The sequence below is a fragment of the Pseudomonas rhizosphaerae genome, from assembly GCF_000761155.1.
In the GTDB taxonomy this organism is placed as follows: domain Bacteria; phylum Pseudomonadota; class Gammaproteobacteria; order Pseudomonadales; family Pseudomonadaceae; genus Aquipseudomonas; species Aquipseudomonas rhizosphaerae.
In genome coordinates, this window is sequence record NZ_CP009533.1 from 216,895 (window position 1) to 239,276 (window position 22,382).

Annotated in this window: 18 protein-coding genes and 3 tRNA genes; 19 read left to right on the top strand and 2 right to left on the bottom strand. The window is 62.8% G+C overall.

What is annotated here, in order from left to right; genetic code table 11:
• The first annotated feature begins 28 nt into the window (after window positions 1-28).
• The 7 genes from LT40_RS01005 (at window position 29) to arfB (ending at window position 4,007) form a co-directional block, all read left to right on the top strand.
• Window positions 29-104: transfer RNA gene (locus LT40_RS01005), tRNA-Val, on the top strand.
• Window positions 105-172: 68 nt separating this feature from the next.
• A tRNA-Asp gene (locus tag LT40_RS01010) sits at window positions 173-249 on the top strand.
• 94 nt (window positions 250-343) lie between these two features.
• Window positions 344-420: transfer RNA gene (locus LT40_RS01015), tRNA-Asp, on the top strand.
• Between the two features lie 130 nt (window positions 421-550).
• Complete coding sequence (locus LT40_RS01020) at window positions 551-745, top strand: DUF1289 domain-containing protein (protein WP_043185329.1); 195 nt, start codon at window positions 551-553, stop codon at window positions 743-745.
• A 112-nt stretch (window positions 746-857) separates the two neighbouring features.
• Window positions 858-2,039, top strand: coding sequence for a 23S rRNA pseudouridine(2605) synthase RluB (gene rluB, locus LT40_RS01025; RefSeq protein ID WP_043185332.1), 1,182 nt, complete (start codon window positions 858-860; stop codon window positions 2,037-2,039).
• A gap of 168 nt (window positions 2,040-2,207) precedes the next feature.
• Window positions 2,208-3,581, top strand: a complete 1,374-nt coding sequence (locus LT40_RS01030; protein ID WP_043185334.1) for an amino acid permease — start codon at window positions 2,208-2,210, stop codon at window positions 3,579-3,581.
• A gap of 12 nt (window positions 3,582-3,593) precedes the next feature.
• Complete coding sequence (arfB, locus tag LT40_RS01035) at window positions 3,594-4,007, top strand: alternative ribosome rescue aminoacyl-tRNA hydrolase ArfB (RefSeq protein WP_043185336.1); 414 nt, start codon at window positions 3,594-3,596, stop codon at window positions 4,005-4,007.
• A 12-nt stretch (window positions 4,008-4,019) separates the two neighbouring features.
• On the opposite strand, the gene LT40_RS01040 is transcribed toward arfB, so the two are convergent.
• Window positions 4,020-5,222, bottom strand: coding sequence for an MFS transporter (locus LT40_RS01040; RefSeq protein ID WP_043185338.1), 1,203 nt, complete (start codon window positions 5,220-5,222; stop codon window positions 4,020-4,022).
• Between LT40_RS01040 and LT40_RS01045 the strand changes: the two genes are divergently transcribed.
• Complete coding sequence (locus LT40_RS01045) at window positions 5,221-8,361, top strand: RHS repeat domain-containing protein (RefSeq protein ID WP_158497433.1); 3,141 nt, start codon at window positions 5,221-5,223, stop codon at window positions 8,359-8,361. The two genes, LT40_RS01040 and LT40_RS01045, sit on opposite strands and share 2 nt — an antisense overlap.
• 96 nt (window positions 8,362-8,457) lie before the next feature.
• On the opposite strand, the gene LT40_RS01050 is transcribed toward LT40_RS01045, so the two are convergent.
• Window positions 8,458-8,718 (bottom strand): DUF2790 domain-containing protein, encoded by a 261-nt coding sequence (locus tag LT40_RS01050; protein WP_043185340.1) that lies wholly within the window; start codon window positions 8,716-8,718, stop codon window positions 8,458-8,460.
• Window positions 8,719-9,048: 330 nt separating this feature from the next.
• Between LT40_RS01050 and acs the strand changes: the two genes are divergently transcribed.
• The 11 genes from acs (at window position 9,049) to astB (ending at window position 22,346) form a co-directional block, all read left to right on the top strand.
• The gene (acs, locus tag LT40_RS01055) at window positions 9,049-11,010 is read left to right on the top strand and encodes an acetate--CoA ligase (RefSeq protein ID WP_043185341.1); all 1,962 of its coding nucleotides are present in this window, start codon (window positions 9,049-9,051) and stop codon (window positions 11,008-11,010) included.
• A gap of 451 nt (window positions 11,011-11,461) precedes the next feature.
• Entirely contained in the window at window positions 11,462-12,238 is a 777-nt protein-coding gene (locus LT40_RS01060; protein WP_043185343.1) for an ABC transporter substrate-binding protein, read from the top strand.
• Between the two features lie 86 nt (window positions 12,239-12,324).
• Window positions 12,325-13,014: an ABC transporter permease gene (locus LT40_RS01065; RefSeq protein WP_043185347.1), complete on the top strand. Its 690-nt coding sequence runs from the start codon at window positions 12,325-12,327 to the stop codon at window positions 13,012-13,014.
• Window positions 13,011-13,709, top strand: a complete 699-nt coding sequence (locus LT40_RS01070) for an ABC transporter permease (RefSeq protein ID WP_043185350.1) — start codon at window positions 13,011-13,013, stop codon at window positions 13,707-13,709. Before LT40_RS01065 ends, LT40_RS01070 begins: the two co-directional genes overlap by 4 nt.
• A gap of 71 nt (window positions 13,710-13,780) precedes the next feature.
• Entirely contained in the window at window positions 13,781-14,545 is a 765-nt protein-coding gene (locus LT40_RS01075; RefSeq protein WP_043185353.1) for an ABC transporter ATP-binding protein, read from the top strand.
• 111 nt (window positions 14,546-14,656) lie between these two features.
• Window positions 14,657-15,637: a transcriptional regulator ArgR gene (argR, locus tag LT40_RS01080; protein ID WP_043185354.1), complete on the top strand. Its 981-nt coding sequence runs from the start codon at window positions 14,657-14,659 to the stop codon at window positions 15,635-15,637.
• Window positions 15,638-16,048: 411 nt separating this feature from the next.
• The gene (locus LT40_RS01085; RefSeq protein ID WP_043185357.1) at window positions 16,049-17,269 is read left to right on the top strand and encodes an aspartate aminotransferase family protein; all 1,221 of its coding nucleotides are present in this window, start codon (window positions 16,049-16,051) and stop codon (window positions 17,267-17,269) included.
• Between the two features lie 103 nt (window positions 17,270-17,372).
• On the top strand, window positions 17,373-18,401 hold the full coding sequence (gene aruF / locus LT40_RS01090; protein WP_043185363.1) for an arginine/ornithine succinyltransferase subunit alpha: 1,029 nt from the start codon (window positions 17,373-17,375) through the stop codon (window positions 18,399-18,401).
• A 60-nt stretch (window positions 18,402-18,461) separates the two neighbouring features.
• Window positions 18,462-19,490, top strand: coding sequence for an arginine N-succinyltransferase (astA, locus tag LT40_RS01095; protein WP_043185366.1), 1,029 nt, complete (start codon window positions 18,462-18,464; stop codon window positions 19,488-19,490).
• Window positions 19,487-20,953, top strand: coding sequence for a succinylglutamate-semialdehyde dehydrogenase (gene astD, locus LT40_RS01100; protein WP_162473362.1), 1,467 nt, complete (start codon window positions 19,487-19,489; stop codon window positions 20,951-20,953). The genes astA and astD overlap by 4 nt, the downstream gene beginning before the upstream one ends.
• Before the next feature lie 49 nt (window positions 20,954-21,002).
• Window positions 21,003-22,346 carry an N-succinylarginine dihydrolase gene (gene astB / locus LT40_RS01105; protein ID WP_043185372.1) on the top strand — a complete coding sequence of 448 codons (1,344 nt, stop codon included), beginning with the start codon at window positions 21,003-21,005 and terminating at the stop codon, window positions 22,344-22,346.
• The last annotated feature ends 36 nt before the right edge of the window (window positions 22,347-22,382 follow it).

The following is a 22,382-nucleotide window of genomic DNA, read 5'->3' on the forward strand; positions in this document are numbered from 1 at the left end:
GTAAATTTCGCGGCCTCAGCGAAGCAAAGGGTGATTAGCTCAGCCGGGAGAGCATCTGCCTTACAAGCAGAGGGTCGGCGGTTCGATCCCGTCATCACCCACCATTTCGTTGAAATGCAGCTGAGAACGCAACAACGAGCAACACGTGCTGAAGTTAGAGAGCACACACTGCGCAGCGGTAGTTCAGTCGGTTAGAATACCGGCCTGTCACGCCGGGGGTCGCGGGTTCGAGTCCCGTCCGCTGCGCCATTTTATGCACTGATTCGGTTCGCCGGGTCAGCGATCGAGAAACTCGAGAGTTCTCGATCAACAGGTTTCAAACGGACGCAAGTCCGAGCGATACGCAGCGGTAGTTCAGTCGGTTAGAATACCGGCCTGTCACGCCGGGGGTCGCGGGTTCGAGTCCCGTCCGCTGCGCCATACATAGCTTCGAGGCCCTTGAACTCCTTGAAGCGAACAAAGAAAGCGACCTCAGGGTCGCTTTTTTTGTGGGCGCGATTTGGCTTGGCCGTTGTCCAAACCTTTCGGCCATCCTTGAGTACCGTCATCCATGAGCAGCAAGAACCCCTGTATCAGCGTCTGCAAATTCACCGACGACACCTGCATCGCCTGCGGACGGACCAAGCCTGAGTGCAAGGCCTGGAAGAAGATGGACAAGGATGAGCGCCGCGACGTGAACGAGCAGGCCAAGCTGCGCTTGAAAGACATGAAGGGCACCGCCAAGCGGAAAAAGAAGAAAGCCTGAAAAAATCGGCTAGCCTTGGATGCGCAACATCTGTGTTGCGCGTATCATTCGCGGCCCTCCGGCGCGCCTGCGCCGAGCAGTATTCCATTCGACCCACCGGGAGGTGCTTACGATGAAAGATCTCGATCAGCAAGACGGCAGCCAGGAAATCGGCCCCGCCGGCGAAAAACTACAGAAAGTATTGGCCCGTATCGGCGTGGGTTCGCGCCGTGACGTAGAGGCGTGGATCAGCGAAGGCCGGATCAAGGTCAACGCCAAGGTCGCCACCCTCGGCCAGCGCGTCGACTTGCACGACGCCATCACCGTCGATGGCAAGGTGATCAAGCGCGAAGAAGCCTCGGAAACCGTGCGCCGCGTGATCATCTACAACAAGCCCGACGGCGAAATCTGCACCCGCGACGACCCTGAAGGCCGCCCGACCGTCTTCGACCGCCTGCCGCGCCCGCGCGAAGGCCGCTGGATCAACGTCGGCCGCCTGGACATCAACACCACCGGGCTGTTGATGTTCACCACCGATGGCGAGCTGGCTAACCGTCTGATGCACCCCTCGTTCGAAATGGACCGTGAGTACGCTGTACGTGTCCGCGGTGAAGTCGACGAAGACATGCTGTTGCGCCTCAAGAACGGCGTGATCTTGGAAGACGGCCCTGCGCGTTTCACCGACATCCAGGAAGCGCCGGGTGGCGAAGGCTTCAACCACTGGTACCACTGCGTGGTGATGGAAGGCCGTAACCGCGAAGTGCGTCGTCTGTGGGAATCCCAGGGCCTGGTGGTCAGCCGCCTCAAGCGCGTGCGCTTCGGCCCGGTGTTCCTCAACTCCGACCTGCCGATGGGCCGGTGGCGTGAGCTGACCCAGGGTGAAGTTGATACCCTGAGCGCCGAAGTGGGGCTGGCAGCGGTCGCCATGCCGTCGATGACCACCAAGACCAAGGACAAGCTGGAACGCATGCAGCGCAAGTCCTCGCGCCCGATGGGCCGTGGCGAGCGTGTGCGTACCCTGCGTCCGGCCCACGACGGCGCGCCGTCCACCGAACAGCGTCCGGCTCGCCAGCCGCGTGGCGATTCGGCGCCGGCTTCGCGCAAGGACAGTGGCCGTGGCACGCCCGTGGCCGAGCGTCCGGCGGACATGAACAAGCGTCCGGCCAAGCCAGCCGCCAAGCCGGGTGCCAAGCCCGCTGCAAAACGTCCAGGCATCAAGCTGGTGGACGACGCGCCTTCGGGCAATCGTCGTGGCCCGGCAGCGGGTACCGGCCAGCGTCCAGGCTTCGGCCGTCGCAAGCCCAAGCCCGAGTAAGGACAGCTGATGTCCACGTGCGCCAACCTTCCAGGGTTGGCGTTTTTTTGTGGGGTGTCGGTGGGGGCCTCTTCGCGGGCAGAGACCCGCTCCCACAGAACACCAGCGTGAAGCGATAGGCTATTGCGCCTTCAATACTTCAAGCATTGAACAAGTGACTTCTCCCTGATGACTGAACAAAACCAGCTCAAGCGTGGGCTGAAGAATCGCCACATCCAGTTGATCGCCCTGGGCGGTGCCATCGGCACCGGTTTGTTCCTGGGTTCTGCGGGCGTGCTCAAGTCGGCTGGGCCGTCGATGATCCTGGGTTACGCCATCTGCGGCTTCATTGCCTTCCTGATCATGCGCCAGCTGGGCGAGATGATCGTCGAGGAGCCGGTTGCCGGCTCTTTCAGCCACTTCGCCCACAGCTATTGGGGCCGCTTTCCTGGTTTTCTGTCGGGATGGAACTGCTGGGTGCTGTACATCCTGGTGGGCATGTCGGAGCTGACCGCCGTCGGCAAGTACGTGCACTACTGGTGGCCGGAGATACCCACCTGGGTGTCGGCCGCGGTGTTTTTCCTGATGATCAATGCCATCAACCTGACCAACGTCAAGGTGTTCGGTGAAACCGAATTCTGGTTCGCCATCATCAAGGTCGCGGCGATTGTCGGCATGATCGCCCTGGGCAGCTACCTGCTGGTCAGCGGTGACGGTGGCCCGCAGGCAGGTATCAGCAACCTGTGGTCCCATGGCGGCTTCTTCCCCAACGGTGTCGGCGGCTTGGTCATGGCCCTGGCGATCATCATGTTCTCCTTCGGCGGGTTGGAAATGCTCGGTTTCACGGCCGCCGAGGCCGACAGCCCGAGGACGGTGATTCCCAAGGCTATCAACCAAGTGATCTATCGCATTCTGATCTTCTACATCGGCGCGCTGGTGGTGCTGTTGTCGCTGACCCCCTGGGATGGCCTGCTGGCCAGCCTGAATGCGTCGGGCGATGCCTACAGCGGCAGCCCGTTCGTGCAGGTGTTCTCGATGCTGGGCAGCGACACGGCGGCGCATGTGCTCAACTTCGTGGTACTGACCGCAGCTTTGTCGGTGTACAACAGCGGCACCTACTGCAACAGCCGCATGCTGCTGGGCATGGCCGAGCAGGGCGATGCGCCACGGGCGCTGGCCAAGGTGGATGCCCGCGGTGTGCCGGTACGTGCGCTGCTGGTGTCGGCGGCAATCACGCTGGTGGCCGTGGCGTTGAACTACTTCGTGCCACAGCAGGCCCTGGAGCTGTTGATGTCGCTGGTGGTCGCGACCCTGGTGATCAACTGGGCGATGATCAGCTATTCGCACCTCAAGTTTCGCCAGCACCTGTTGCGCCAAGGCCAGGCGCCGTTGTTCAAGGCGCTGTGGTATCCGTACGGCAACTACCTATGCCTGGCGTTCGTGGCGTTCATCCTGGTCATCATGCTGATGATTCCGGGCATCCGGGTGTCGGTGTACGCCATTCCGCTGTGGATCGGCGGGATGTACCTGTGCTATCGCCTCAAGCCCAAACCCCTGTCCTGACTGGAGCGCTGCATGCTGGAGATCTCCAACGCCGTTCATCTGCCCGACGCTGAAATCGAACTCAGCGCCATCCGCGCGCAAGGCGCGGGAGGGCAGAATGTGAACAAGGTTTCCAGTGCCATGCATCTGCGCTTCGACATCGGCGCGTCGTCGTTGCCGCCGTTCTACAAGGAGCGGCTGCTGGCGCTGCGCGACAGTCGGATCACCAGCGACGGCGTGATCGTCATCAAGGCGCAGCAGTTCCGCACCCAGGAGCAGAACCGCGCCGATGCCTTGCAGCGCCTGCGCGAGCTGATCCTAATGGCCACCAAGGTCGAGAAGAAGCGGCGCCCGACCAAGCCCACCCTGGGCTCCAAGACGCGCCGCCTGGAAGGCAAGACCAAGCGGGGCGCGATCAAGGCCGGGCGCGGCAAGATCGACTTCTGAAGGGCGTTATCGTCAGACCCGCGTGTCTTCAGCCGGTGGCAGTTTGGCCGCCTGGCGATACAGATAGAAGGTCAGGCCCAGGCCCGTGCACGCAGCAGCAGCGGCAAACAGGAAAATTGCACTGAAGCCGTAGCCTGCGGCAATGGCGCCGGCCACCGGCCCGGTGATGCCCAGCGACATGTCGATGAACAGCGAGTAGGCACCCACTGCCGCGCCGCGGCTGGACGCCGGCACCAGATTGACCGCTTCGACCCCGAGCGCCGGGAATACCAGGGAAAAACCGAAACCGGTCAACGCCGCACCGGCCATGGCCAGTTCCTGGCTGGGCGCCAGCCACAGCAGCAGCAAGCCCAGGGTCTCCACGCTCAAACAGACGATCGCCACGCGAAAGCCGCCCAGGCGGTTGATCAAGTTGCCGAACAAGAGCCGGGCGAGGATAAAACTGGCACCGAACAGGCTCAGGCACAGTGCTGCGTTGTCCCAGGCATTGCTGGCGTAGTACAGGGTGATGAACGTGGCGATGGTGCCGAAGCCGATGCCACCCAGGGCCAGCCCGGTGCCATGGGGCAGCACGCGACCCAGAACATGCAGGAACGGCAGGCGTTCGCCGACCACTACGGGCGCGGGGACCTTGTTCCACGCCAGGGCGATACCCATGCCCGCCAGCACGATGATGCTCGCGCCCATGCTCCACAAGCCCAGATGCTTGACCATCAGCACGCCCAGCGGCGCACCGATGGCCAGCGCGCCGTAGCTGGCGATGCCGTTCCAGGAAATGACCTTGGCCGTGTTGGCTGCCCCGACGCGGCCAATCCCCCAGCCGATGGACCCGGAACCCACCAGGCTTTCCGCCGACCCCAGCAGCACCCGACCCAGCAGCAGACTGGTCAGGCTCAGTGCCGGCCAGCTTTGCAGCCACCCGGCCAGCAGCATGAACAACCCGCTGATGCCGCAGCCGACCAGCCCGTAGATGACCGCTTTCTTGCTGCCCAGGTTGTCGATGATCTTGCTCGCCTGGGCGCGGCTGAGCAGGGTGGCCAGGTACTGAACGCTGATCACCAGCCCGGCGATCACGGCGCCGTAGCCCAGGTCGCTGTGGACGAAGCCGGGCAATACCGCCAGCGGGATGCCGATGCTGAGGTAGCCGATGAAGGTGAACAACACGATGGAGACGACTTGCAGCGTGACCGTCATGGGGCGCTGGGAGTGGGGCATGGGTAGTCCGGAAATGGGCTGGGGAGTGGAAAAAGATGCAGGCCATAGCCTGACGTTCATGATAGACGCGCAAGACACAAAAAAATCAGCCCGCTTTGGATCTTCGGCTTTTCGAGTTGCGCAGGGTCTCGATGATTGGCGCCGCAAGGACAGACATCTGGGCAGTTGTCGGTCGGAGGATGACATTTGCGGAGCTCTGACGGAGGCGGGCTGGCCGGGTATGTTCGTTCGTTTTTGCATTTCGAGACTGATCGTGATTACTCAACAACAAGCTTCACTTCACAGCAAGACACCGGCCATCAGCGTCCGTGACGGTCGTGGATGCGTCATTCGGTCGATCGCCTATCTGCGCAGTAGCGTCGATGACACTGCCCAACCCATGGTTACCGTTACGCGGCATGACGCGCAAGGGCGACAGCGGGAAAGCTTCGATCCGCGTCGGCTCGCGGCGGGCTCGACCGATCCGGGCCCCAATATGTGCTGGTCCTACGGTCTTTCGGGAAATGTGGCGCGCGAAGACAGTCGCGATTCCGGCAGCTCCCTAATCCTTCGCGATGCCCAGGGCAGGGTTTCTCTCTGTCGCACCGGCAATGACGTCATCAAACACTATCGCTATCAGGCGGCGACCCTGCCAGGCCGCCTGCTGGCCATTGAGCTACAACCTTCGCCAAACGCAGCCTCGGTGGTGGCGGAGCGATTCGTGTGGGGTGCTTCCGGGGCTGAGGCGCGCAGTGCCAATGTGGCTGGACAACTGATACGCCACTACGACGGCGCGGGACTGCAGGTGGTTGAGTCGCAGTCGGTGCACGGTGCGGTGATACGTCAAAGTCGGCAGCTGCGACGCGACAAGCGTTTGTCAGACTGGCCTGGCGAAGTCGAATCGAGTTGGTGCGAAGCGCTTGCCGACGATGTATTGACGAGTGTGGTCACGCTCGATGCGTGCGGGCAACCGTTGCTCAAGGTTGACGTCGGCGGTCACCGCCAGCGTTACCGATACGATGTCAGCGGACAGTTTGCCGCCGGCTGGCTGCAACTCGCTGGGGCAGCGGAGCAACCGGTCGTCAAGGCAGTGCAGTACGGTGCCGACGGTCAACTGCTGTGCCAGATCCAGGGTAACGACGTTATCGGTCGCTATCGCTATGAGCCAGGCAGCCAGCGTCTGCAGGCAGCCAGCATCAGTCGACCGGCAGGGCATCCTAGTGGCGCGCGAACGTTGCAGGACTTGCAGTACCGATACGACCCTGTAGGTAATGTGCTGGCGGTGGTCGATGATGTTCAAGCCACGCGCTATTGGCGCAACGTACGCATCGCTCCGGAAAGCACATTCAGCTATGACACGCTCTACAGGCTGACCAAAGCGACCGGCCGAGAGATGGCGCAGCGCGTTGCCGGTCGAGGCCGCTTGCCGGCTACCGTCCCCCAGTTTCTGGATGCGGCGACCTACACCCAGTACACACGTACCTACAGCTACGACATCGGGGACAATCTGATAGGCATGCGCCATCAGGCTGCCGCCAGCGGCAACGACTTCACGCTGGACATGACGGTCGCTCGTACCAGCAATCGTGCGGTGATCAGCGACATGTGCGCGGACCCCGAGCAGGTGGACGACTGCTTCCTTGCTGCTGGCCAGCAGAAGCGGCTTCCCGAGGGTCAGGCCTTGTCGTGGGGAATGGACGGTGACCTCGAGGAGGTTGGACACTCTGGAGCCGCCTTGTGGGAGTGGTACCGCTATGGCGGCGAGCACCAGCGCCGCGTGAAAGTCAGCACGGCACGGGAGGGTGATCTGACGTGCGAGCAGACAACGCTCTACCTGCCGGATATCGAGCTGCGCTCCACCCATCGGGCCGGCAGGCTCACCGAGCAGTGGGAGGTCCTGAATGTCGCAAGCCCCGGCCCGGTACAGGTGACGGCTTTCAACTGGCAGGTTGGAGAGCCCCAGGGCTTGCAGTCCAGTAGACTTCGCTACAGTCATCGCAATCAGATCGGCAGCGTCGGCCTGGAGCTGGACGCCGATGGCCAGATCGTTTCGCGGGAAGAATATTACCCCTTCGGTACGACAGCCCTGTACGCGGCACGCACTGAAATCGAATCCAGCTACAAGACCCTGCGCTATTCAGGCAAGGAGCGAGACGCATCAGGGCTCTACTACTATGGATATCGTTACTACCAGCCTTGGGCGGCCCGTTGGCTGAGTGCCGACCCGTCGGGTGCGGCCGACGGCTTGAATCTGTACCGCATGGTGCGCAATAACCCGGCCACCTTGCATGACCCCAATGGCTTGCAGCCGCCGCCACCTCCACCGATGCCAGGGGCGGCAAGTGAACCACCCCCTCCGCCGCCCCCTGCGATGTCAGCCGCCGTTCCAATGATGCTCCCGCCCCCGCCACCGCCAGGCAGTGGCTTGTCCGGGCCGCCTCCGCCGCCACCCCTTGGGGGCGTGGGTTCGTCGGCTGGTGTGGCGCCGCGCAAGAAATGGGTGATCAAGGAAGATCCCGCATTGCATAAACAGCAAGGCGGGGACTATCCCTATTATTCATCCATGACGATTGCCCTGCAGAAAGCCAATATCGAGCACTATTCGAATATTCCGGATCCTGAAAGCTTTCTGAAGATCTGGAAGACGGTCGCCGATACGATGAAGCCGTCACCCCAACACATCAATCTGGAAAAGTTGAGTGAAATACAGGGCACTCTGGCGCGCATGGACAAGGAGTGGTCGGGTTATAACAAGGCCACTGTCAGCGAGACGTTTCGTGGAGATACGCCAGCGGTGCTGGGCAGTTATCCGTGGCTGGCAAGTTTCGTCGAGCAAACCCACGCCAGCGATACGGCGATGGAGCAGCGATTGGACCTGGACATGGATTCACCGATCATTATGTCTACCTCGAAAGACCCGTTGATGGACTACGTCAAGCCGAAGAACATCCTTTGGCATCTCACATTGGATGAAGGGCACGCGGGCGTTTCCGAAGGCTTGTATGCCTCCGAGGGTGAAGTGACATTCCCGCTCTACAACCGCATGAGGATCGAATCGGTGGCGTCTATCCCGAAGGGTCAAGCCTATCAGGGTAACGCAGAACGATTCGGCACGGCTCACCGGTATGTCATCAAGGCAAACATGCGCCCGCGAGGCTGATCACACATGCCAGTGCCTCGGCAGCCACCAACTGCGGATAGCTGATCCAGCTATCCGCTTCTGCCAGTTTTTCAAACCGTTGCCAAGCGTTGGATGTCAGCTATTGGTACAGCCGTTACCCATCACATGGTATTCCATGATGTGGCGCTTGCCCTGCGAGTCTTCGTAGGTCAGGCGCGCTGGCACCACGGCACAGACGTTGGGGATCGCCGAGTTGGAAATGACATGGGCGATGTCCGGATGCTGTGAATAGTCATAGGGTTCTACCACGGGTTTCTGTGTGGCGGCAGTGGTCGTCTCATCGGCCAGGGCGATACCGCTCGAGCCAATCAGCGCAAGAATTAACAAAGCTTTCATGTCGATTTTCCTATTTTAAAGGCGTCAGGGTGCACGCAGCCCTTGTGAGGTCACGTGTGAAACTTGAGAGTGGGAAAGTGCGATCGACAGGCCTTCGTGGGGGGATACAGTCGTTGTCGATCGCGGTGCCGTTGCTGGCGAAGTGGATTCTAGGCGCCCGTACCGTGGGTAAACAGAGCCGGTTCGGATAAACAGTTTTATCCGAATCTGCACTAATCGCCTGTGGCCGGGCGGGTAGCGTTACTACCATCGTCGAATGGCTGCACAGGCCAGATACCCTTAAAACGTTTGCATACAACAACAACTATTTACTCGACCGAGGTATGAAAGATGAGTGCGGCTTCCCTGTATCCCGTTCGTCCCGAAGTGGCGGCGTCCACGCTGACCGACGAGGCGACCTACAAGGCCATGTACCAGCAGTCCGTGGTCAACCCGGACGGTTTCTGGCGCGAGCAGGCGCAGCGCCTCGATTGGATCAAGCCGTTCACCAAGGTCAAGCAGACCTCGTTCGACGACCACCACGTCGACATCAAATGGTTCGCCGACGGTACCCTCAACGTTTCCTACAACTGCCTGGACCGGCACCTGGCCGAGCGCGGCGATCAGGTCGCGATCATCTGGGAGGGCGATGATCCTTCGGAAAGCCGTCACATCACCTACCGCGAACTGCATGCCGAAGTGTGCAAATTCGCCAATGCCCTGCGCGGCCAGGACGTGCACCGTGGCGACGTGGTGACCCTGTACATGCCGATGATTCCCGAGGCGGTGGTGGCGATGCTCGCCTGTACGCGCATTGGTGCGGTGCATTCGGTGGTGTTCGGCGGGTTCTCGCCCGAGGCACTGGCGGGGCGCATCATCGATTGCCAGTCCAAGGTGGTGATCACCGCCGACGAAGGTCTGCGCGGCGGCCGCAAGACGGCGCTCAAGGCCAACGTCGACCGGGCCCTGACCAATCCTGAAACCAGCAGTGTGCAGAAGGTCATCGTGTGCAAGCGCACCGGCGGCGACATTGAGTGGAACCGTCATCGCGACATCTGGTACCACTCGCTGCTGGAAGTGGCGTCGAGCACCTGCGCGCCGAAGGAAATGGGCGCTGAAGAAGCGCTGTTCATCCTCTACACCTCCGGTTCCACCGGCAAGCCCAAGGGCGTGCTGCACACCACCGGCGGCTACCTGGTGTATGCCGCGCTGACCCATGAGCGGGTGTTCGACTACAAGCCTGGCGATGTCTACTGGTGTACGGCGGACGTGGGCTGGATCACCGGCCACAGCTACATCGTCTACGGCCCCCTGGCCAACGGCGCCACCACGCTGCTGTTCGAAGGCGTGCCCAACTACCCGGACATCACCCGGGTGTCGAAGATCGTCGACAAGCACAAGGTCAACATCCTCTACACGGCACCCACCGCGATCCGCGCGATGATGGCCGAGGGCTCCAAGGCGGTCGAGGGCGCCGATGGCTCGAGCCTGCGCCTGCTGGGTTCGGTCGGCGAGCCGATCAACCCCGAGGCTTGGAACTGGTACTACAACACGGTCGGCAAGCAGAACTGCCCGATCGTCGACACCTGGTGGCAGACCGAAACCGGCGGCATCCTGATCAGCCCGCTGCCGGGTGCGATCGGCCTCAAGCCCGGTTCGGCGACCAAGCCGTTCTTCGGCGTGGTGCCGGCGCTGGTGGACAACCTGGGCAACATCATCGAAGGCGCCGCCGAGGGCAACCTGGTGATCCTGGATTCGTGGCCGGGCCAGTCGCGCACCCTGTACGGCGATCACGATCGTTTCGTCGATACCTATTTCAAGACCTTCCGCGGTATGTACTTCACCGGCGACGGCGCGCGCCGCGACGAAGATGGCTACTACTGGATTACCGGGCGGGTCGATGACGTGCTCAACGTTTCCGGGCACCGCATGGGCACGGCCGAGATCGAAAGCGCGATGGTCGCCCATCCCAAGGTGGCCGAGGCCGCTGTGGTGGGCGTGCCTCACGACCTCAAGGGGCAGGGCATCTACGTCTATGTCACGCTCAATGGCGGCGAGCAGACCAGCGAGGAACTGCGCCTGGAGCTCAAGAACTGGGTGCGCAAGGAGATCGGCCCGATCGCGTCGCCGGATGTGATCCAGTGGGCGCCGGGGTTGCCCAAGACGCGCTCGGGCAAGATCATGCGGCGCATCCTGCGCAAGATCGCCACAGCCGAATACGACGCGCTGGGCGATATCTCTACCCTGGCCGATCCGGGCGTGGTGCAGCAGTTGATCGATACCCACAAGGACATGAACCGGGCTTCCGCGTGATGTGATGTGATCTTGAGGACGTCTTCGCGGGCAGAGCCCGCTCCCACAATGTGTGGATTGCAGTGATGCATTGTGGGAGCGGGCCTCTGCCCGCGAAGGGGCCATCAGGGCCGTCCACTGCTGCTTACCGCTTGATCTCTATTCACCCCCGCCAACAACACCAGACTTGCCGTCCCACAAGGCTTTGCCAATAATGGGCGCGCTCACGACCCGTGGGCGAGCGAGTATTTCTGTGCCTGTGCATGATTAACAAATCCTGTCAATGCTTCGCTCTGGTCGACTTGGTGCTTCTGTAACTTCTTGTCGCATGGAAGCAATATCGACTGGCACAGTGCCGTTAAAATGCGCTCACTCGCCGAACCCTGCGGCGTCGCCTGTTCAGCCTCATTTTTCGCATTCTGGGCCTGCCCTCACTCTGCCCTTACTGCCCTTTTTCGCTGGAGCTCACCCGATGAAGAAACTCGCACTGTTTGGCGCATTGGCACTGTCCGTGCTGTCGGCGACATCGTTCGCCGATGAAAAGCCGCTGAAGATCGGTATCGAAGCCGCCTACCCTCCGTTCGCCTCCAAGGCGCCGGACGGCAGCATCGTCGGCTTCGACTACGACATCGGCAACGCGCTGTGTGCCGAGATGAAGGTCAAGTGCACGTGGGTCGAGCAGGAATTCGACGGCCTCATTCCTGCTCTGAAGGTCCGCAAGATCGACGCCATCCTGTCGTCGATGTCGATCACCGACGACCGCAAGAAATCCGTCGACTTCACCAACAAGTACTACGCCACGCCGGCACGGCTGGTCATGAAGTCCGGCACTCAGGTGAGCGACTCCATGGTCGAGCTCAAGGGCAAGAAGATCGGCGTGCAGCGCGGCACCATCCATGATCGCTATGCCAACGAAGTGCTCAAGCCACTGGGCGTCGAAGTGATGCCGTATGGCTCGCAGAACGAGATCTACCTGGACGTGGCTGCTGGCCGACTGGACGGTACCTTGGCCGATGCCACGCTGTTGCAGGACGGCTTCCTCAACACCGACGCCGGCAAGGGCTACGCCTTCGTGGGCCCGTCGGTGAACGATCCGAAATACTTCGGTGACGGCATCGGCATCGCCGTGCGCAAGGGCGACAAGGCCAATGTGGACCGCATCAACGCGGCCATCCAGGGCATTCGTGCCAATGGCGAATACAAGAAGATTCAGGACAAGTACTTCGACTTCGACATCTACGGCAAATAAGCCGGCAGACGTCACCTGACTGATGGTGCAAACGGCGGGGAACCGCGGTTTGCACCATTTTTCATTCTCCGGGCGAGGATCTCTACATGTTGAAAGGCTACGGGGCCGTCATTCTCGATGGCGCTTGGCTGACGCTGCAGCTCGCCTTGTCGTCCATGGCACTGGCCGTCGTGCTGGGTCTGCTCGGCGTGGCCTTGCGCCTGTCGCCGGTACGCTGGCTGGCCTGGCTGGGCGATCTGTACGCCACGGTAATTCGCGGCATACCCGATCTGGTGCTGATCCTGCTGATCTTCTACGGCGGCCAGGACATCCTCAATCGCGTAGCGCCCCTGGTAGGGTACGACGACTACATCGACCTCAATCCGTTGCTGGCCGGTATCTTTACCCTGGGCTTCATCTTTGGTGCCTATCTGTCGGAAACCTTTCGAGGGGCCTTCATGGCCATTCCCAAGGGCCAGGCCGAGGCTGGCATGGCCTATGGCATGAGCAGCCTGCAGGTGTTCTTCAGGGTACTGGTGCCGCAGATGATTCGGCTGGCGATCCCGGGCGTGACCAACAATTGGCTGGTGCTGACCAAGGCCACGGCATTGATTTCGGTGGTCGGCCTGCAGGACATGATGTTCAAGGCCAAGCAGGCGGCGGATGCCACCCGCGAGCCGTTCACCTTCTTCCTCGCAGTGGCGGCGATGTACCTGGTGATCACCAGCGTGTCGCTGCTGTTGCTGCGCGCCCTGGAAAAACGCTACTCGGTGGGCATCAAGGCGGCTGAACTATGATCTTCGATTACAACGTCGTCTGGGACAGCCTGCCGCTGTACCTCAGTGGCATGCTGGAAACCCTGAAGCTGCTGGCGATTTCACTGTTCTTCGGCCTGCTGGCGGCGCTGCCGCTGGGGTTGATGCGGGTGTCCCGGCAGCCGCTGGTCAATGGCATTGCGTGGCTTTATACCTATGTGATTCGTGGCACGCCGATGCTCGTGCAACTGTTCCTGATCTACTACGGACTGGCCCAGTTCGAGGCCGTGCGCAACAGTGTGCTGTGGCCATGGCTGTCGAGTGCCACGTTCTGCGCCTGCCTGGCGTTCGCCATCAACACCAGTGCCTACACCGCCGAGATCATTGCCGGCAGCCTGCGTGCCACACCGCCGGGCGAGATCGAGGCGGCCAGGGCGATGGGCATGTCCAAGGCCGGGATGTACCGGCGCATCCTGCTGCCATCGGCACTGCGCCGGGCGCTGCCGCAATACAGCAACGAAGTGATCATGATGCTGCAGACCACCAGCCTGGCCTCGATCGTGACCCTGATCGACATCACCGGCGCGGCGCGCACAGTGAATGCCCAGTATTACCTGCCGTTCGAAGCCTACATCACGGCCGGTGTGTGCTACCTGTGCCTGACGTTCATTCTGGTGCGCCTGTTCAAGCTGGCCGAGCGCCGCTGGCTGGCCTACCTGGCTCCGCGCAGGCACTGACCGCGTGCAGCGGAAACCCTTTCGTCACGGGCCAGTGACCCGTGACTGACCGATTTGCGAGACCCCCGATCATGTACAAACTTCAAGTTCAGGACCTGCACAAGCGCTACGGCTCGCACGAGGTGCTCAAGGGTGTCTCGCTGGCGGCGAAGGCGGGCGATGTGATCAGCATCATCGGCTCCAGCGGATCGGGCAAGAGCACGTTCCTGCGGTGCATCAACCTGCTCGAACAACCCCATGCGGGCAAGATCCTGCTCAACGACGAAGAGCTCAAGCTGGTCCCCGGCAAGGACGGCGCGCTCAGGGCGGCCGATCCCAGGCAGTTGCAGCGCCTGCGCTCGCGCCTGTCCATGGTGTTTCAGCATTTCAACCTGTGGTCGCACATGACGGCGCTGGAAAACATTATCGAGGCGCCGGTGCACGTCCTGGGCGTTTCCAAGAAGGAAGCCTTGGAGAAAGCCGAGTATTATCTGGCCAAGGTAGGCGTCTCGCACCGCAAGGATGCGTATCCCGGGCACATGTCCGGCGGCGAGCAGCAACGTGTGGCCATCGCCCGCGCGCTGGCGGTGGAGCCGGAGGTGATGCTGTTCGACGAGCCGACCTCGGCACTCGATCCCGAGCTGGTCGGTGACGTGCTCAAGGTGATGCAGGCGTTGGCCCAGGAAGGGCGGACCATGGTCGTGGTGACCCACGAGATGGGTTTTGCCCGCGAGGTGTCGAACCAGCTGGTGTTCCTGCACAAGGGGCTGGTCGAAGAAACCGGCGATCCGCGCGAGGTGCTGGCCAACCCACGCTCAGAGCGGCTGCAGCAGTTTTTGTCCGGCAGCCTCAAGTGACACTTGCTTGAAACGCTTGCTGGGTGTTTTGGTGGGCGCAGGGCATGCTTGACGCGGCGCAGTGCAATTTCCCATTCTGCTTTTGATACTTAAGGTTTCGGTCCGCATCAGATGACAGCCCAACGAATCGGTTTCCTCTATTGGCCCAGCACGCGAGCCCTGACCCTGGCGCTGGCCGAAGAGGCCCTGCGAGTGGCGCAGAAGGTGCACCCGGACGTGACCTACGAATTGCTCTTTCTGCAGGCCGAGCCCCCCGTACCGGGTGGCTGGCAATTGCCGGGCGAGGCGTGGCACGGTCGCCTCGAAGGCTGCCAGAAGCTGTTCCTGCTGGCCGACGAGCCACCGGCGGCGTTGGCGCCGGCCCTGTCTACCGCGCTCAAGCAAACCGTGCGCGCCGGGTGCCTGGTGGGTGGGCTGTCGGCGGGGGTCTATCCACTGGCGCAGTTGGGGCTGCTCGATGGCTACCGTGCGGCTGTGCATTGGCGCTGGCAGGATGATTTTGCCGAGCGCTTTCCCAAGGTCATCGCCACCAGCCATTTGTTCGACTGGGATCGCGATCGCATGACCGCCTGCGGCGGTCTGTCGGTGCTCGACCTGCTGCTGGCGGTGCTGGCCCGTGATCACGGCGCCGAGCTGGCCGGTGCGGTGTCCGAGGAACTGGTGGTTGAGCGTATCCGCGAAGGTGGGGAGCGCCAGCGCATTCCCTTGCAGAATCGCCTAGGGTCCAGCCATCCGAAGCTGACCCAGGCGGTGCTGTTGATGGAAGCCAATATCGAAGAGCCGTTGACCACCGACGAGATCGCCCAGCACGTGTGCGTATCGCGGCGGCAGTTGGAGCGCATTTTCAAGCAGTATCTGAACCGCGTGCCCAGTCAGTATTACCTCGAGCTGCGCCTGAACAAGGCCCGGCAGATGCTGATGCAGACCAGCAAGTCGATCATCCAGATCGGCCTGTCGTGCGGGTTCTCTTCGGGGCCGCATTTCTCCAGCGCCTACCGCAATTTCTTCGGCGCCACCCCCCGCGAAGACCGCAACCAGCGCCGCAGCAGCAGCCCGTTCGAGCTGTCCTCGGTGCCGGCCGAGCGCGGCTGATCTCCTTCTGCGCTGTACCAGATGAACCGAGGTATGGCTTTCGCGGCCACGGACCGCTCCCACAGGGCGCGTGTTCTCTGTGTGGGAGCGGTCATCGGCCGCGAAGCAGGCACCGCGGTGTGCCAGCTGAACCGCGGTGTCGCGTTCGCGGGCAGAGCCCGCTCCCACAGGGTACGCATTTTTCGTAGGAGCGGTCATCGGCCGCGAAGGGCGCGCTGCGGAACCTCTGACACGACACAGGCGCCAGCGTCTTTCTATCCCTATATGTCGCATTCGCGACAACCCCCGTAGAATGGCGGTTTGGCGCTGTAACAAGTTGTCGCATGGCGGCAATGCCGCGCGTGCACCAGTCCTTACAATTCCTCATCGCTCGCCCATTTTGCGCTGAGCGTTCCTTGACAGGAGACTCCGATGTCCGTTGAGCAAGCCCCCGTGCAACGTGCCGATTTCGACCAGGTAATGGTGCCCAACTATGCGCCGGCCGCTTTCATTCCCGTGCGCGGTGCCGGTTCCCGGGTATGGGATCAGGCCGGTCGCGAGCTCATCGATTTCTCCGGTGGCATCGCTGTCAATGTCTTGGGCCACGCGCACCCGGCCTTGGTCGGCGCGTTGACCGAACAGGCCAACAAGCTGTGGCACGTGTCCAATGTCTTCACCAACGAACCGACCCTGCGCCTGGCCAAAAAGCTGGTCGACGCCACCTTCGCCGACCGCGTGTTCTTCTGCAACTCGGGCGCCGAAGCCAACGAGGCCGCCTTCAAACTGGCCCGGCGCGTGGCGCACGACAAGTTCGGCCCCGAGAAATACGAGATCGTATCGGCCATCAATAGCTTCCACGGCCGCACGCTGTTCACCGTCAGCGTCGGCGGCCAGCCGAAATACTCCGACGGCTTCGGCCCGAAAATCACTGGCATCCGCCACGTTCCCTACAACGACCTCGAAGCATTGAAGGAGGCGGTGTCCGACAAGACCTGCGCCGTGGTGCTGGAGCCGGTCCAGGGCGAAGGCGGCGTGGTGCCGGCCGACCTGGCCTACCTGCAAGGTGCCCGCGCCCTGTGCGACCAGTTCAATGCCCTGTTGGTGTTCGACGAAGTGCAGAGCGGCATGGGCCGCAGCGGCGAGCTGTACAGCTACATGAACTACGGCGTGACCCCGGACATCCTCTCCAGCGCCAAGAGCCTGGGTGGCGGCTTCCCCATCGGCGCGATGCTGACCACCGACGCCCTTGCCAAGCATTTCGCGGTCGGCGTGCACGGCACCACCTATGGCGGCAACCCCCTGGCCTGCGCCGTGGCCGAGGCTGTGCTCGATGTGATCAACACCCCCGAAGTGCGGGCGGGCGTCAAGGCCCGGCACCAGCGCTTCAAGACGCGCCTGGAGCAGATCGGCCAGCGCTACGGCGTGTTCACCGAAGTTCGCGGCCTCGGCCTGCTGATCGGTTGCCCCCTGACCGACGCCTGGAAAGGGCGCGCCAAGGACTTTTTCAATGCGGCCGAGCAGCACGACCTGATGATCCTGCAGGCAGGTCCCGACGTGGTGCGCTTTGCCCCCAGCCTGGTCATCGACGAGGCCGACATCGACGAAGGCCTGGACCGCTTCGAGCGCGCCGTGGCGCACCTGACCCAGGCCTGAATGGCCTGTTCGCAGCGTTGGCCCCAGGCCGGCGCTGCCTTGGCAATCGACCGTTGCAATCGACCGCTTCAATCGCCTGCTTCAATGGACAAGGAGTGACACCATGCTGGTAATGCGCCCTGCGCAAATGGCTGACCTGGCCGAGGTTCAGCGGCTGGCCGCCGACAGCCCCATCGGTGTCACCTCCCTGCCGGACGATGCCGGTCGGCTGAGTGACAAGATCACCAAGTCCGAAGCCTCTTTTGCCGCCGAAGTCAGCTTCAACGGTGAAGAAAGCTACTTCTTCGTCCTCGAGGACCTGGCCACCCAGCGTCTGGTCGGCTGTTCGGCGATCGTCGCCTCCGCGGGCTACTCCGAGCCCTTCTACAGCTTTCGCAACGAGACCTTCGTGCACGCCTCGCGCGAGCTGAAGATCCACAACAAGATTCACGTGCTTTCGCAGTGCCACGACCTGACCGGCAACAGCCTGTTGACCAGTTTCTACGTGGTGCCCGAGCTGGTCGGCAGTATCTGGGCCGAACTCAACTCGCGCGCGCGCCTGCTGTTCATGGCCAACCATCCGGAACGCTTTGCCGATTCGGTGGTGACCGAGATCGTCGGCTACAGCGACGAGCAGGGCGATTCGCCTTTCTGGGATGCGATTGGACGCAACTTCTTCGACCTCAACTACGCCGAGGCCGAACGCCTGTGCGGCATCAAGAGCCGCACGTTCCTCGCCGAACTGATGCCGCACTACCCGATCTACGTGCCACTGCTGCCCGACGCAGCCCAGGAGGCCATGGGCCAGGTGCATCCACGGGCGCAGGTGACCTTCGACATATTGATGCGCGAAGGTTTCGAGACCGATCACTACATCGATATCTTCGACGGCGGGCCGACCTTGCATGCGCGCGTGTCGGGCATTCGCTCGATCGCCCACAGCCGCGTGGTCCCGGTCAAGCTGCTCGCGGCCAGCGATGAGCGCGGCGGTCCGGGCCGTCCCTATCTGGTGTCCAACGGCTTGCTGCAGGATTACCGCGCGGTGCTGCTGGAGCTCGACTGGGTACCCGGCAAGCCGGTCGGTCTGGACCTGGCGACCGCCGAAGCGCTGGGTGTGGGCGAGGGCGCCAGCGTGCGCCTGGTTGCAGTTTGATACCTGGTTGAACAGGCCGAGTTCTGCGGGTGCCGTACGGCGCTCGCTCGAGGAGAAAGCATGATCGTTCGTCCCGTACGCAGCAGCGACCTGCCAGCGCTGATCGAATTGGCCCGCAGCACCGGCCCCGGCCTCACCACCCTGCCAGCCAACGAAGAACGGCTGGCGCACCGGGTCGGCTGGGCCGAAAAAACTTTCCGTGGCGAAGCCGAGCGTGGCGATGCCGATTACCTGTTCGTGCTCGAAGACGACGACGGCACGGTGGTGGGTATTTCGGCCATCGCCGGCGCCGTGGGCCAGCGCGAGCCCTGGTACAACTACCGGGTGGGGCTGACGGTCAGTGCCTCGCAAGAACTGAACATCTACCGTGAAATTCCCACGTTGTTCCTGGCCAACGACCTGACCGGCAATTCGGAACTGTGTTCGCTGTTCCTGCGCGAGGGCTATCGCAAGGGCTTGAACGGACGCTTGCTGGCCAAGGCGCGGTTGCTGTTCATCGCCCAGTTTCCGCACCTGTTCGGGCGCAAGGTGATCGCCGAGATGCGGGGCATTTCCGATGCCGCCGGTCGTTCGCCGTTCTGGGAAAGCCTGGGTCGACATTTCTTCAAGATGGAGTTCAGCCAGGCGGACTACCTGACCGGCGTCGGCAACCGTGCCTTCATCGCCGAGCTGATGCCCAAGTTTCCGCTGTACAGCTGCTTTCTGTCGCCTGCAGCACGTGAAGTGATCGGCAAGGTTCACCCCGACACCGAGCCGGCCCTGACCATGCTCAAGGCCGAAGGCTTCAGCTACCAGGGTTACGTCGACATCTTCGACGCAGGCCCGGCCGTGGAATGCGAGACCAGCAAGATCCGCGCGGTCCACGACAGCAAGAGCCTGGTGCTGGCGATCGGCACCCCCGGGGACGACGCGCCGCCGTTTCTGATCTATAACCGCGAGCGCGAGGAGTGTCGCATCACCGCAGCACCCGCGCGCTTCGCCTCCGGCACGCTGGTGGTCGACCCCTTGACCGCCCGCCGCCTGCAACTGAGCGTAGGCGACCAGGTGCGCGCGGTGCCCATGACCCCGCTAGCACGGGAGGTGCTCTGATGAATACCCTGTACATCGATGGCCAGTGGCTGGCAGGCGAAGGTGAACAACTGACGTCGCTCAATCCCGTAGGCCAGGCCGTGGTCTGGCAAGGGCGCAGTGCCAGTGCCAGCCAGGTGGATCAAGCCGTCCTGGCCGCGCGGCATGCCTTTTTCAACTGGGCGAGCCAGCCGTTGTCGGCGCGCATCGCCGTGCTGCACGCGTTCGCCGAGCGTCTGAAGGCCTGCGCCGACGAGCTGGCGCAGTGCATTGGCGAAGAAACCGGCAAGCCGTTGTGGGAAGCGGCCACCGAAGTCACCAGCATGGTCAACAAGGTCGCCATTTCGATTCAGAGTCACGCCGAGCGCACCGGTGAGAAGGGCGCACCCCTGGCCGATGCCACGGCGGCCCTGCGGCACAAGCCCCACGGCGTGGTGGCGGTGTTCGGTCCGTACAACTTTCCCGGGCACCTGCCCAACGGCCACATCGTACCAGCGCTGCTGGCGGGTAACTGCGTGCTGTTCAAGCCTAGCGAGCTGACGCCCAAGGTGGCCGAGCTGACCGTGCGCTGCTGGGCCGAAGCCGGGCTGCCAGCGGGCGTGCTGAACCTGCTCCAGGGTGGTCGCGAGACGGGCATGGCGCTGGCCGCCAACGCCGGGCTCGACGGGCTGTTCTTCACCGGCTCCAGTGCCACCGGCAATCTGCTGCACCGGCAATTCGCTGGTCAGCCGGGCAAGATCCTGGCGCTGGAAATGGGTGGCAACAACCCCCTGGTGGTCGAGCAGGTCCAGGACCTGGATGCGGCGGTCTACACCATCATTCAATCGGCGTTCATTTCCGCCGGTCAACGTTGCACATGTGCGCGGCGCTTGCTGGTGCCCACCGGCGAGTGGGGTGACCGGTTGCTCGAGCGGCTGGTGCAGGTCTGCGCCACCCTCGAAGTCGGCGAATACGACCGCCAGCCGGCGCCGTTCATGGGCTCGGTGATCTCCCTGCACGCGGCGCAGGCGCTGCTCGAGGCGCAGGAGCAACTGCTGGGCAGCGGCGCGGTCAGCCTGTTGAGCATGACCCAGCCACGGGCCGACGCTGCCTTGCTCACTCCCGGCATTCTCGACGTCACCCTGGCCCATGGCCGTCGTGACGAAGAATTGTTCGGGCCGTTGCTGCAAGTGGTGCGCTACGCCGATTTCGATACGGCCATCGCCGAGGCCAACGCCACCGAGTATGGGTTGGCTTCCGGTTTGCTATCGGATTCCGAAGAACGCTACCGTGAATTCTGGCTGCGCAGCCGGGCCGGTATCGTCAACTGGAACAAGCAACTGACCGGCGCCGCCAGCAGCGCGCCGTTCGGCGGTGTCGGCGCGTCCGGCAACCACCGCGCCAGCGCCTACTACGCCGCCGACTATTGCGCCTATCCGGTGGCCTCGCTGGAAACCCCCGCGCTCAGTCTGCCTTCGACCCTGAGTCCGGGCATCACACTGTAGAGCGTCGTAGCAACGTTGCGTACAAGAACAGATCCACGGAGCCGAACCGATGAAACCCTGTGAAGTGAATTTCGATGGCCTGGTGGGGCCTACCCACAACTACGGTGGGTTGTCCTACGGCAACGTGGCGTCGCAAAGCAACAGCCAGCAAGGCTCCAATCCGCGCGAAGCGGCGCGCCAGGGCCTGGCCAAGATGAAGGCGCTGATGGAACTGGGCTTCACCCAGGGTGTGCTGGCGCCCCAGGAGCGTCCCGACGTGGCCGCGCTGCGGCGCCTGGGCTTTGCCGGCAGCGATGCCGACGTGATCGCCCAGGCGGCGCGTGACGCCATGCCGCTGCTGGTGGCCAGCTGTTCGGCCTCGAGCATGTGGGTCGCCAACGCGGCCACCGTCAGCCCCAGCGCCGACACCGCCGATGGCCGCGTGCATTTCACCGCCGCCAACCTCAACTGCAAGTTCCACCGCAGCATCGAACATCCCACCACCAGCCGTGTGTTGCAGGCGATGTTCGCCGACGCCACGCACTTCGCCCACCACGAGGCCCTGCCTGCCGTTGCCCAGTTTGGCGACGAGGGCGCCGCCAACCATACCCGCCTGTGCCGTGACTACGGCGAAGCTGGCGTGGAATTCTTCGTCTACGGTCGCAGTGCCTTCGATGCGCGCCTGCCCGCGCCGCAGAAATACCCGGCGCGTCAGACCCTGGAAGCGTCCCAGGCCGTTGCCCGGCTGCATGGGCTGGGTGAGGAGGGCGTGGTGTTCGCCCAACAGAATCCAGCGGTGATCGACCAGGGCGTGTTCCATAACGACGTGATCGCGGTCGGCAATGGCGAACTGCTGTTCCACCATGAGGATGCTTTCCTCGACAGCGACCGCGTGCTGGCCGAACTGCAGACCAAGCTCGCCGCGCGCGGTGGCCGCCTGCAACCGATCAGCGTGCCCCGCGCCGAGGTGTCCGTGGACGACGCCGTGCGTACCTACCTGTTCAACAGCCAGTTGCTCAGCCGCGCCGACGGCAGCATGCTGCTGGTGGTGCCGGAGGAATGCCGCGCCAACCCCCTTGTCTGGAGCTACCTGGAGCGCCTGACCGGGCAGGGCAGCGGTATTGCCGAGGTCAAGGTGTTCGACCTCAAGCAAAGCATGCGCAACGGCGGAGGACCTGCGTGCCTGCGATTGCGCGTGGCGCTCAAGCCCGAGGAACTGGCGGCGGTCAACCCGGGCGTGATCCTCACGCCTGCGCTGCATGACACCCTGAACGACTGGGTCGAGCGCCATTATCGCGACCGCCTGGTCGAGGCGGATATGGCCGACCCGCAACTTCTGCTCGAATGCCGCGAGGCATTGGACGAGCTGACCCAGATCCTGGCGCTGGGTTCGGTCTATCCTTTCCAGCTCTGACGATCATTTCCAATTCTGAATATCACCGAGGTACAT